Source organism: Polaromonas sp., from assembly GCF_041689105.1.
GTDB lineage: Bacteria > Pseudomonadota > Gammaproteobacteria > Burkholderiales > Burkholderiaceae_C > Polaromonas.
Genome location: NZ_JBDNGU010000153.1, coordinates 1 through 11745 on the forward strand (window position 1 = coordinate 1; position 11745 = coordinate 11745).

Here is an 11745-nt window from a genome sequence, read left to right on the forward strand (position 1 = left end):
CGCATTTTTCCTTGGGACGGCCCGGCGGAAAAGCCGGGGCCCCCACGCTCCCCACTTCGTGTGGTTCGCTGCCCCCCGAGGGGGCGCATTTTTCCTTGGGACGGCCCGGCGGAAAAACCTTGGCCCCCACGCCCGTCAATGACGTGTCCTCGCTGCCTCTCTTTGCTCCCTCTCCCTCTGGGAGAGGGCTGGGGTGAGGGCTGCCGCCGTCCAGTAAAAATTCCACCGTCCCCGCGCCCACATAACCTGCCGCCTGCGCCAGCGCGACCGCGCACGTACCCATACGTTCGCGCAAGTCAGCGTTGACTGCCGGGCTGGGCGACTCTTCAATCAGTTTCTGATGCCGGCGCTGCACCGAGCAGTCGCGCTCGCCCAAGTGGATGCAGTTCCCGTGCGCATCGGCAAACACCTGCACCTCGACATGGCGCGGGTTCAAGAGGGCGCGTTCCAGCAGGAGCTCGTCGCTGCCAAACGACGACAGGGCTTCAGACCGGGCGCTGTCCAGCGCAGCCTGCAGGCCGGACGGCTCCAGCACCAGGCGCATGCCGCGGCCGCCGCCACCGGCCGTGGCCTTGACCATCAGCGGAAAACCGACTCCTTCGGCTTCCCGCATCATGCGTGTGTCAGACTGGTCCGGTCCTTGGTAGCCGGGCAGGCAGGGCACGTTGGTCTCTCGCGCGAGCTGCTTGGCGCTGGCCTTGTTGCCCAGTGCGCGTATCGCGGCCGGTGGCGGCCCGACCCAGATCAAGCCGGCATCAAGCACAGCCTGGGCAAAGTCTGCGTTCTCGCTCAGGAAGCCGTAACCCGGATGCACCGCATCCGCACCACTGGCCCGGGCGGCGGCCAGCAGCTTGTCGATGCGCAAGTACGAGTCGGTGGAGGCCGTGCCGCCCAGGGCCACGGCGCTGCCCGCCTCCTGCACATGCAGGGCCTGCGCGTCAGCGTCCGAATACACCGCCACCGTGGCGATGCCCATGCGTTGCGCCGTGCGGATGATGCGCCGCGCGATCTCGCCGCGGTTGGCGACCAGCAGGCGCGTGATGGTTGCGCTCGTCATGTCGCCCATCCAGGTTTGCGCTTGCCGGCAAACGCGGCCAGACCTTCGGCGGCCTCGGGGCTGCGCAGATTTGCTACAAATTTGATAGCTGCTTGTGCAGGCAGATCAAGGGCTGGAACCTGATTCAGCATGAAAAGCAAAGCCTTGGTGTGGGCCACGGCGCCCGGGGCCGCGCGGCGCAGTGCGCTGATGCGACTGGCCACGGCGGCCGGCAGATCGTCAGCCACTTCGTCCACCAGACCTTGTGCCAGGGCTTGTTGTGCAGAAAGTTTCTCTCCGGACAGCATCAGCTGCCGTGCCAGCCTGTCACCCAGACGCCTGTGTACAAAAGGCGCAATCTGCGCAGGAACCACACCCAAGGTGACTTCCGGCGCTGCAAACACGGCAGATGGCGTGGCCAGCACAAAGTCAGCGCAACACACCAGCCCCAGGCCGCCGCCCATCGCAGGCCCGTCAACGGCCACCAGCAACATCTGCGGCAACGCGCACAAGCGGAGCAGCAACGCACCAAAACCGGCGTTCATCGCGATCAATGGGTCGGTCTGGCCGGCAGGCAGGGCCTGGCCAATCGACCGCGCAAAGCCGCCCAGACTACCCCCGGCGCAAAACGAGCCGCCGCTGCCTTGCAGGACCACAAAACGCAAGGTGCTGTCGGTAGCGGCTCGCTCACAGGCTAGTCGCAGTGCCACCACCACCTCGCCCGTCAACGCGTTGCGCGTAGCAGGGTCGTTCAGCGTCCAGCGTTCGGTCGCGCCCGAGCGGATGATCTGCAGCTTGCCGGTCATGGCGCTGTCCATCAGGCCGCAGGCTTACGGCTTTTGGACAGGCCCATGTATTTGGCAATGATGCCCATCATCACCTCGTCGGCGCCGCCGCCTATGGAGGCCAGTCGCCCGTCGCGGAACATGCGGGCCACCTTGTTCTCCCACGTATAACCCATGCCGCCCCAGAACTGCAGGCAGGTGTCGGGCACCAGCCGGTTCAGCCGACCGGCCTTGAGCTTGGCCATCGAGGCCAGTTCGGTCACGTCCTGACCCTGCACATAGAGCTCGCAAGCGCGGTAGGTCATGGCGCGCAGACTCTCCACCTCGGTCTTCATCTCGGCCAGCTTGAACTGCACCCACTGCTGGTCGGCCAGCGTCGCGCCGAAGAGCTTGCGCTCATGCGCCCACGCCACCGTCCACTCGATGCAGTTGCCCAGCGACTGGATACAGCTGGCTGCAGCCCACAGGCGCTCCTCCTGGAACTGCATCATCTGGTACATGAAGCCCGAGCCCTCTGCACCAATGAGGTTGCGCTGCGGCACACGCACTTCGTCGAAATAAATCAGCCCGGTGTCGCTCGAATTCATGCCGATCTTTTTGATCTTCCGGCCAACCTCAATGCCCTTGCGCAGCTTGCCCTTGTCGCGCATCGGCACCATCACCAGACTTTTGTTCTTGTGCTGCGGCCCTTCACCTGTATTCACCAGCATGCACATCCAGTCGGCCTGCAGGCTGTTGGTGATCCACATCTTCTGGCCGCTGATCACATAGTCGCCACTGTCCTTGCGTGCATGGCTCTTGATGGATGCCACGTCGCTGCCAGCGCCCGGCTCGCTCACGCCGATACAGCCCACCATGTCGCCCGCAATCGCCGGCGCAAGAAACTCGCGCTTGAGCTCGTCGCTGCCGAAACGCGCCAGCGCCGGCGTGCACATGTCGGTCTGCACGCCGATAGCCATCGGCACGCCGCCGCAATCGATATGGCCCAGCGCCTCGGCCATGGCCACGCCATAGGAATAATCCAGGCCGGCCCCACCGTAGGCCTCGGGCTTGGTCAGTCCCAGCAGCCCCAGCTTGCCGAGCTGCTTGAAGACCTCATGCGCCGGGAATATCTCTGCCGCCTCCCATTCATCCACATGCGGGTTGATTTCGGCGTCAATGAAACGCTTGAGGGTCTTCTGGATTTCGAGGTGTTCGTGGGTGTATTGCATGAGGGTCTCCTTTGGTTCTGCATTTGTCATACCGGACTTGATCCGGTATCCATTGCTGGCACACCAACATGGATGGCGGGTCAAGCCCGCAATGACAGGGCCTGCTCTTTCACATTCGCGCCACTCCAAACTGCATGGGCCTGAGCTGCCGCGCCGCAGCGTCAGCGCACATGGACAGGCACTGCGCCAGCACCGCGCGGGTGTCGCGCGGGTCGATCACGCCATCGTCGAGCAGCAGGCCTGAGGTGTAGCAGGCATCGGCCTGCGCCTCGAACATCGCCACGATCTTGTCGAACTGCGTCTGCGACTGCGCTGCGTCCACAACCATGCCTTTGCGTGCCATGGCGGCTTCGGTGACGATCTGCATGGTGCGCGCCGCCTGCTCGCCGCCCATCACCGCAGTTTTGGCACTCGGCCAGCTGAACAGGAAACGCGGCGCATAAGCGCGCCCGCACATGCCGTAGTTGCCGGCGCCAAAAGAAGCGCCGCACTGGATGGTGATCTGCGGTACCGTGGCGTTGCTTACCGCCTGGATCATCTTGGAGCCGTGTTTGATCATGCCGCCCTGCTCGCTGTCCTTGCCGACCATGTAGCCGGTCGTGTTCTGCAGGTAAATCAGGGGGTGGCCGAGCTGGCACATCAGCTGGATGAAGTGCGTGGCCTTGTTCGCGCCGGCCACATCAATCGGGCCGTTGTTGCTGATGATGCCAACGGCATGGCCGTTGATGGCAGCCTGCACACAGACGGTGGCCGCGCCATACAGGGCCTTGAAGGGCAGGAAGTCCGAGCCATCAACCAGCCGCGCGATCACCTCTTGCATGTCGACCGGCTGGCGCAGGTCGCCGGCCATCAGCCCGAGCAGTTCGTCGGCTGGATACAAGGGCTGACCTGCTCCTGAATTTATAGCTACTTGCGCCCGTTCCATAAGGGCTGGAGGCCGATTTGACCATGCAGTCCGGGCCACCACCTGCCGGGCCAGACCCAGCGCATGGCGATCATCCCCGGCCAGCTGTTCGCCCAGGCCAGACACGCTGGTGTGCATCTCTGCACCACCCAGTTCTTCCTCGGTTGCCACCTCACCGGTGGCCGCCATCAGCAAGGGCGGGCCGGCCAGAAAGGCACGCGAGCGCTTGCGCACCATGATCACCACGTCCGACAGGCCCGGCATGTAGGCGCCACCCGCCGTGCCCGAGCCATGCTGCACGGTGATGACCGGAATGCCCGCCGCCGACAAACGTGCCAGATTGCGAAACAGCGCGCCGCCGTTGACGAAGCCCTCAACGCGGTATTTCATCAGGTTGGCACCGGCGCTTTCCACCAGGTGAATGAAGGGCAGCTTGTTTTGCAGCGCGATCTCCTGCACGCGCAGAATTTTGTCCAGGCCCATGGCCTGAATGGCGCCGGCCTCGATGCCCGAGTCGCTGGCCACCACCATGCAGCGGGTGCCTTCGATAAATCCTATGCCCGCGACAATGCCACCGCCGGGCACGGAACGTTCCTTGTCCTGGGTGTCCTGCATGAAACCCGCCAGCGAACACAGCGGCAGATACTGCGCACCTGGGTCCAGCAGCAGGGCCACACGTTCACGCGGCAGCAGCTGCCCGCGTTTGTCGAACACCGGTTTTGATCTGGCCGATGCCAGCGATGCCCGTTCTTCCAGCGCCCGCAGCACCGCGATACGCGCGAGCATGGCTTCGCGCCGCTGCAGCGCAACAGCACCCTGCGCGTTCCAGGACGACTGGAAAATGGTCACGACTGAAATACCTTTGGTGTCGTGGCCAGGTGAAACCCATCAAACGGCTTGACCGCATCACGCTGCTGCGCATGGGCATCGGGCAGGCGCATCGGCCAGCCCATGCGGACCTGTGGGCGTGCGCCATCCACGCGCAAGACCGTGCCGCTGACAAAGCTGGCCGCGGGACTGAGCAAAAACACAATGGCGGCCGAGGTTTCCGCCTCGGTGCCGAAGCGGCCCAGCGGCACCGTGTTTCGCATCTCGCGCAGCATGGCGCCAGCCTCTGGCGGATAGTGGTCCATACCACTGGAGGCGATGTAGCCAGGCGCCACCGCGTTGACACGCACGCCGCTGTGCGCCCACTCGGCGGCCGCCGTCTCGGTGAAGCTGACCATGCCGGCGCGTGCCGCGCCACTGTGGCCCATGGAGGGCATGGAGCCCCAGATGTCGGCGACGATGTTGACGATGCTGCCGCCATGACCTGCCATCGACTGCAGGTAACACTCGCGCGCCATCAGGAAACCGCCGGTCAGGTTGGTGTTGATGACCGCCTCCCAGCCCTTGGCGCTGATGCTCTCCAGCGGCGCGATGTACTGGCCACCCGCGTTGTTGACCAGCGCATCGACGCGGCCATGCGCCAGCACGATGGCAGCCACGGTGGTCTGCACGGCGTCTTCCTGGCGGATGTCGCAGGGATGGAAACTGGCACGACCGCCAGCTGCGACGATTTCGCCGGCCACAGCGCGCAGTTTCTCAAGCTTGCGCCCGATCAGCACCACGTGGGCGCCCAGCGCGGCCAGCTCGTGTGCGGTACAGCGGCCGATACCCGAGCCTCCGCCGGTGACCACCACCACCTTGCCGGCAAACAGGCCGGCACTGAACACGGAGCGGTAACTCATGAACGGACTCTCCTTGCCGGGACGGGCGGCGCCTCGCCAATGAACAGCGCCATCGCCGCATCGGCGAGTTCATCGAGCGACGCGCCCTTTTTGGCATCAAACCACTGCACCGACCAGTTCAGCGCGCCGAAGATCAGCAGGCGCGCCAGCTTGACCGGGCATTGCAGACGGCCCTGTTTATGCAGCGTCTGGAGCACCGGCTCCCAGACCGCTTCGTAGTCACCCTGCAGCTGCGCCAGCGCGCTGCGCTGCTTGGCCGTGATGGAGCGCGATTCATAAAGCATCACGGAGATGAAATCGCTGCCCGGCCCCAGCAGCACGTCAAAGTGGCTACGGATCAGCACGTGCAGCAGCGCCGCCGCGTCTGGCCGCGCCTGCGCAGCCCCCTGCAGGGCCAGTGTCTGCCGAAGGATGGCCGAACGCATGCCCTCGTCCATCACCGCATGCAGCAGCGCACCCTTGCTTTTGAAGTGATAAAACGGCGAGCCGCTGTGCATGCCCACAGCCGTGGCAATGTCCCGCGTGCTGGTGCCGTCAAACCCCTTGCGCCGGAACAGGCGCGCGGCGGCATGAACCAGTTCAACGCGTCGGTTACCGTCGTCGCGCTCGTCGGCGGTCTTGCGCGGCCGGCCACGGGCGCGGCGCGGGGCTTCGGGGTAGACAAGTTCCGGGCTGACCGTGTTCATAAGGCCCGACCTTAGCAGGCTGCTCTATTTTCAGCAAGCAATTGCTTTGTAAAAATAGGGCCTGCTGTCGCAATCTCTACAGATCGGCCTCTTCATCGGGGTCAGCCCGGTCGCCTCGACAGCTTTTCATGCGACCATGGGCCATGACAAAACCTTTTGACATCACCGTTTTTGGTGCCACCGGCTTTACCGGTCGCCTCGTCGCCGGGTACCTCCACACCACCTACGGCGTGGGCGGCGATGTGGCCTGGGCCATGGCCGGGCGCAACCTCGGCAAGCTCGAGCAGGTGCGCGGCGAGCTGGGTTTGGGGACCGAGCTGCCAGTGCTGGTCGTGAACGCATCCGACGCTGCAGCCATGAAGACCCTGGTAGCGCAGACCCGGGTAGTCATCACCACCGTGGGGCCCTACCAGCTGCATGGCAATGAACTCGTCAAAGCCTGCGCCGAGGCCGGAACCGACTATGTCGACCTCTGCGGCGAGCCCGGCTGGATGGCCCGGATGATTCCGCAGCTGCAGGCCCCTGCGGCGGCAAGCGGGGCCCGCATCGTCTTCTCGTGCGGCTTTGACTCCATTCCCTTCGACCTGGGTGTGGCCTATCTCCAGCACGAGGCGCAGCAACGTTTTGGCGCACCGCTGAAGCGCGTGCATGGTCGCGTCAAGGTCATGAAGGGCGGCTTCTCTGGTGGCACAGCGGCCAGCCTGCTGGCCACCCTGGAAGCCATGGGTCGCGACCCGACCCTGGCGGCCACCCTGGCCAATCCATTCGCCCTGACGCCCGGTTTCAAGGGGCCCGCGCAGGCCGATGACAGCGTGGCGGAATGGGACGAATGGGCTGGCGCCTGGAGCGGCCCCTTTGTCATGGCCCCCATCAACACCAAGAACGTCCACCGCACGAATGCGCTGCGCGGCCACCCCTGGGGCCAGGACTTTGTTTACAGCGAGCGCATGCTGACCGGCAAAGGGCCCAAAGGGGAAGCGCGTGCCAAGGCACTCGCGCGCAACACCAGGGTACAAAACCTGTTGCTGGGGTTCGGCCCCACGCGGGCTTTGATTCGCCGCTTCGCCCTGCCAAAGCCGGGCGAGGGCCCGAACGCCCACGAGCGCGAAAACGGGCGCTATGAAGTACTTTTTATCGGCGAAACAGCCGACGGGCAACGCCTGGCCGCCAGCGTCAAGGGGGACCGCGACCCCGGCTACGGTTCTACCTGCAAACTCATTACAGAAGCTGCACTGTGCCTGAGCCGCGACATCGACCCCAGCGATACCCCGGGCGGTGTGTGGACGCCGGGCGCAGCCATGGGCCTGACTTTGGCCTCACGCCTGCAAGCCCGGGCCGGGCTCAGCTTTGCGATTGAACAGGATTAAGCCTGCGTCGATCAAGTCCACGCCTTTGCAGTCACAAGCGACATGAGTCGATGAAACAGCAACCTCTGGCCATGGCATGGCCGCCGACCAAACCTCAGATTTGCGTTTTTGGTAGAAGCTGCGGCGCCCCGGCTTCGCCGGTCCACCCTGCCGGGCGGTAGATTTCAGCTTTTGCTGAAATCCGGCTTGCGCTTTTCCATGAAAGCACCGAAAGCCTCCTTGGCTGCGGGCTCCTGCAGCATGCGCCCGAAGCTCGCGCCTTCCTCGGCCATCTGCTGCGCCACCAGTTGCTGCTGGCCCTTTTTCATCAGGCGTTTGGTCTCCACCAGGGACGTGATCGGCTTGGCGGCGAGTTTGCGTGCCACCGATTGCGCCAGGTTGCTGGCCTCGGTGGGCGACACGACGCGGTTGACAAGGCCGACTTCCAGCGCAGCCTCGGCCATGAAGGGCTCACCCAGCAGCAGGGCCTCTGCGGCGCGGTGGTAGCCCATCATCTGCGGCACCAGCAGGCTGGAGGCCGCCTCCGGGCACAGGCCGAGGTTGACAAAAGGCATGGAGAAAGCGGCGTTGTCACCGGCATACACCAAGTCACAGTGAAGCAGCATGGTGGTGCCCACGCCCACCGCCGGGCCGCAGACAGCCGCCAGCAGCGGCTTGGAAAATGCCGCGATGCCGTGCAGAAAGCGGAACACCGGTGAGTCCATCCCTGCGGGCGGTTTATTCAGGAAATCACCGATGTCGTTGCCTGCGCTGAAGATGGTTTCGTGGCCTTGCAGGACCACGACGCGGATGGCAGCATCGGTCTGGGCGGCGGCCAGTGCATCGGCCATGGCGCCATACATCGCCGAAGTGATGGCGTTCTTGCGCTCCAGCCGGTTCAGGGTGATGGTCATCACGCCGGCTTCGGTGTGGGTCAGGATGTCTTTAAAAGGCGCGTTCATTGAAATTTCTCCGGTGTTGCCCGCAGGGTGCTGCTGGCAGGGTGTTGGGGATTGCGGGGGCCGTATTCATTCCTTGTAATAAACCACCTGGTGTGTGGTCACCAGCAGATTGCCGGATTCGTTCCACAACTGGGCGGTCTGATCAAAGTACCCATTGCGAAAAGCCTGGGCCTGGCTCTGGCCCAGCAAATAGCCGCTGTCGGTCGCCTGCAGCAGGGCGGCATCGGCATGGTAGTACACCGTCATCGACACCGTGCCAATCGGCACCAGCACGGGGCGGCGACGCCAGACGCGCGGGAAGAATACATCGGACAAGGCGGTGAGAGAGGCAAAGTCCAGCGGCCGCGGCGGATCATCGCGCAGCCACAGGCGGGTGCGGCTGATGCCCGCGTCGGCACCGTTCCGTTCGACAGGAATCGCGCCTTCGGCAAAACGCATTTCATAACGTTTGACCCATTCGACCCGCGCCGGGCCGCTGGCACGGGTTATGTCGCCGGCTGCGGGGACTTCGGGCATGGCATGTTCGTCGGCGCCCCAGGTGTCGCGCCGCAAACCGAAAAACGCCATGCCGGTCAGCACCGTCTCGCCGTTCTGCTGCATCTCGATCACCCAATGCTGCGTGGAACGGTTGGTGCGCGCCGGCCGGGCCGTGACCGTGAACGGGCCGTCGGCGAGTGCAGCGGCAAAATTGACGGTCAGCGAGATCGGGTCCCCCAGGCGCTGGGGATGCAGCAGCACCGCACTCAGGGCTTGCGCCGCCGTGACACCACCGAAGGGCCCAACCATATTGGCGTAAGCGGGGCTGGTGTGGCCGATAAATGTGCCATCGGCCTGGGGCTGCAGGGCCACGGCAGTGTCAAAGGGGTGGAGACTGCTCATGGCCGGAGTATGCCGCTGCTGCGCGTATCAGGCAGTCGTGCCGGTGACGCCAGCCGGGGCAGGCAAGTGGCAACATGCGTTCGTAATCTGCACCGTGCGCGGCCAAAGGCTCTGGCGCGCGCCGGGGTGGCGGCGTCGTAGCCCCGCAGTGACAGTGGCGAAGGACCCGAATCGAGAATCTGCATTTGCATATCTTTTCTCCTTGTCATATTCCCTCGCCCTCCCGGAGAGGGTTAGGGTGAGGGTTCGTGGCGGCGCTACCCTCACCCCCGCCCTCTCCCGGAGGGAGAGGGAGAAACTCAGTTAAACCCGCTCAAAAATCCCTGCTGCGCCCTGCCCCATCCCCACACACATGGTCACCATCCCGTACTTGAGCTGATGCCGGTGCAGCGCATGGATCACGGTCGCGGCGCGGATCGCGCCGGTGGCACCCAGCGGATGGCCCAGCGCAATCGCCCCGCCCATCGGGTTCACCTTCGCTGCATTCAGGCCCAGGGTATTGATGACGGCCAGCGACTGCGCGGCAAAAGCTTCGTTGAGTTCGTACCAGTCGATGTCGTCCTGCTTGAGGCCCGCATAACGCAGCGCCGCCGGGATCGCCTCAATCGGGCCTATGCCCATGATGTGCGGCGGCACACCTTTGGCGGCATAGCTGACAAAACGCGCCAGCGGCTTGAGGCCGAATTCCTTGACGGCTTTTTCACTGGCCAGGATCAGTGCGCCGGCGCCGTCGGACGTCTGCGAGCTGTTGCCGGCCGTGACCGAGCCGCGCGCGGCGAAAACAGTTTTGAGTTTGGCCAGGCCTTCAATGGAGGTGTCGGGGCGCGGGCCTTCGTCCAGGCTGACCGTGCGTTTTTTCTCAATCACCTCGCCGGTGTCCAGGTTGGCGCTGCGGTCAGTCACCTCAACCGGTGTGATTTCGGCGGTGAACTCGCCGGCCTGCTGCGCCTTGATGGCTTTTTGGTGCGACTCCAGCGCGAACTGGTCTTGCGCGTCGCGCGAGACCTTCCACTGCTGGGCCACTTTCTCGGCGGTCAGGCCCATGCCGTAGGCAATGCCGATGTTTTCGTCGTTGACGAACATGTCGGGCGAGAGCGAAGGCGAGTTGCCCGACATGGGCACCATGCTCATGCTTTCGGTGCCAGCGGCAATCATCACGTCAGCCTCCCCGACGCGGATGCGGTCGGCTGCCATCTGCACCGCCGACAGGCCCGAGGCGCAAAAACGGTTGACCGTGATGCCGCCCACACTGGTCGGCAGGCCAGCCAGCACCGCGCCAATACGCGCGATGTTCAGGCCCTGCGGGCCTTCAGGAATGGCGCAGCCGCAGATGATGTCTTCAATCGCCTTGGGGTCCAGCGAGGGGACTTGGGCGAGCGCCGCCTGCAGCGCGCGCACCAGCAGCTCGTCAGGGCGGGTATTGCGGAAAAAGCCTCTGTGCGATCGCCCGATGGGCGTGCGTGTGGCGGCAACGATGTAGGCTTCCTGGACTTGTTTGCTCATGGGGTGTTTCCTTTGATGATTTGGTCTTGCTCCCTCTCCCGCTTGCGGGAGAGGGCTGGTATGAGGGTGGCTGCGACATGCAGTATTTTTTCGAGCACCGCTTCTGTCTGAAGCAGCACATCGTTGTTCCAGAACCGAAGGGTTTGGAAACCCAAGGCAGCCATGGCATCGCTGCGTTTGTTGTCACGCTTGGCCACCACATCTTCTCCATGCTGGCCGCCGTCCAGCTCAACGACCAAGCCTATTTCGATGCAGGCGAAGTCCGCGAAATAGGGGCCGATGGGGTGCTGTCTGCGAAATTTGAGCCCGCTGATTTGTCGACTCCTCAGTTTCGACCACAGCAAGGCCTCCGCATCGGTTTGCCCCTGGCGCAGGGCACGGGAACGTACCCTCACCCCTGCCCTCTCCCGCTCGCGGGAGAGGGAGTCAGACAAAGAGTCTTCTCGCTCTCGCTCCTTCTCCTGCACACGGAAGATGGGACCGGACGGTGAGGACACCAACTCCTGCTCCCTCTCCCGCTTGCGGGGGTCGCACGCAGAGGCCACCGACTCCTGCTCCCTCTCCCGCTTGTGGGGGTCGCACGCAGAGGACACCGACTCCTGCTCCCTCTACCGCTTGCGGGGGTTACACGCAGAGGACACCGACTCCTGCTCCCTCTCCCGCTTGCGGGGGTCGCACGCAGGGGACACCGACTCCTGCTCCC

General features: G+C 64.4%; 11 protein-coding genes. 1 reads left to right on the forward strand and 10 read right to left on the reverse strand.

Annotation, left to right across the window (positions count from 1 at the left end):
• From ACESMT_RS16005 to ACESMT_RS16030, 6 genes are all read right to left on the reverse strand, one after another.
• The coding region (locus ACESMT_RS16005; protein ID WP_372827589.1) for a biotin carboxylase N-terminal domain-containing protein at positions 1–1057 on the reverse strand (1057 nt) is incomplete at its 3' end.
• Positions 1054–1842 (reverse strand): enoyl-CoA hydratase/isomerase family protein, encoded by a 789-nt coding sequence (locus ACESMT_RS16010; protein WP_372827590.1) that lies wholly within the window; start codon positions 1840–1842, stop codon positions 1054–1056. The genes ACESMT_RS16010 and ACESMT_RS16005, both read right to left, overlap by 4 nt.
• An 11-nt stretch (positions 1843–1853) precedes the next feature.
• Complete coding sequence (locus ACESMT_RS16015) at positions 1854–3032, reverse strand: acyl-CoA dehydrogenase family protein (protein WP_372827591.1); 1179 nt, start codon at positions 3030–3032, stop codon at positions 1854–1856.
• A gap of 109 nt (positions 3033–3141) precedes the next feature.
• The gene (locus ACESMT_RS16020; RefSeq protein ID WP_372827599.1) at positions 3142–4722 is read right to left on the reverse strand and encodes an acyl-CoA carboxylase subunit beta; all 1581 of its coding nucleotides are present in this window, start codon (positions 4720–4722) and stop codon (positions 3142–3144) included.
• Between the two features lie 59 nt (positions 4723–4781).
• A complete protein-coding gene (locus tag ACESMT_RS16025) occupies positions 4782–5666 on the reverse strand; it encodes an SDR family oxidoreductase (RefSeq protein ID WP_372827592.1) in 885 nt (294 codons plus the stop codon).
• Entirely contained in the window at positions 5663–6352 is a 690-nt protein-coding gene (locus ACESMT_RS16030; RefSeq protein WP_372827593.1) for a TetR/AcrR family transcriptional regulator, read from the reverse strand. Before ACESMT_RS16030 ends, ACESMT_RS16025 begins: the two co-directional genes overlap by 4 nt.
• Before the next feature lie 143 nt (positions 6353–6495).
• Between ACESMT_RS16030 and ACESMT_RS16035 the strand changes: the two genes are divergently transcribed.
• Positions 6496–7719, forward strand: a complete 1224-nt coding sequence (locus ACESMT_RS16035) for a trans-acting enoyl reductase family protein (protein ID WP_372827594.1) — start codon at positions 6496–6498, stop codon at positions 7717–7719.
• Positions 7720–7883: 164 nt separating this feature from the next.
• Here the strand turns inward: ACESMT_RS16035 and ACESMT_RS16040 are convergent, their stop codons facing one another.
• From ACESMT_RS16040 to ACESMT_RS16055, 4 genes are all read right to left on the reverse strand, one after another.
• Positions 7884–8660 carry an enoyl-CoA hydratase gene (locus ACESMT_RS16040; protein WP_372827595.1) on the reverse strand — a complete coding sequence of 259 codons (777 nt, stop codon included), beginning with the start codon at positions 8658–8660 and terminating at the stop codon, positions 7884–7886.
• 66 nt (positions 8661–8726) lie between these two features.
• Complete coding sequence (locus tag ACESMT_RS16045; RefSeq protein ID WP_372827596.1) at positions 8727–9539, reverse strand: acyl-CoA thioesterase; 813 nt, start codon at positions 9537–9539, stop codon at positions 8727–8729.
• 303 nt (positions 9540–9842) lie between these two features.
• Positions 9843–11042, reverse strand: coding sequence for an acetyl-CoA C-acyltransferase (locus ACESMT_RS16050; protein ID WP_372827597.1), 1200 nt, complete (start codon positions 11040–11042; stop codon positions 9843–9845).
• Positions 11039–11476 carry an endonuclease domain-containing protein gene (locus tag ACESMT_RS16055; protein WP_372827598.1) on the reverse strand — a complete coding sequence of 146 codons (438 nt, stop codon included), beginning with the start codon at positions 11474–11476 and terminating at the stop codon, positions 11039–11041. Before ACESMT_RS16055 ends, ACESMT_RS16050 begins: the two co-directional genes overlap by 4 nt.
• Positions 11477–11745 lie beyond the last annotated feature (269 nt).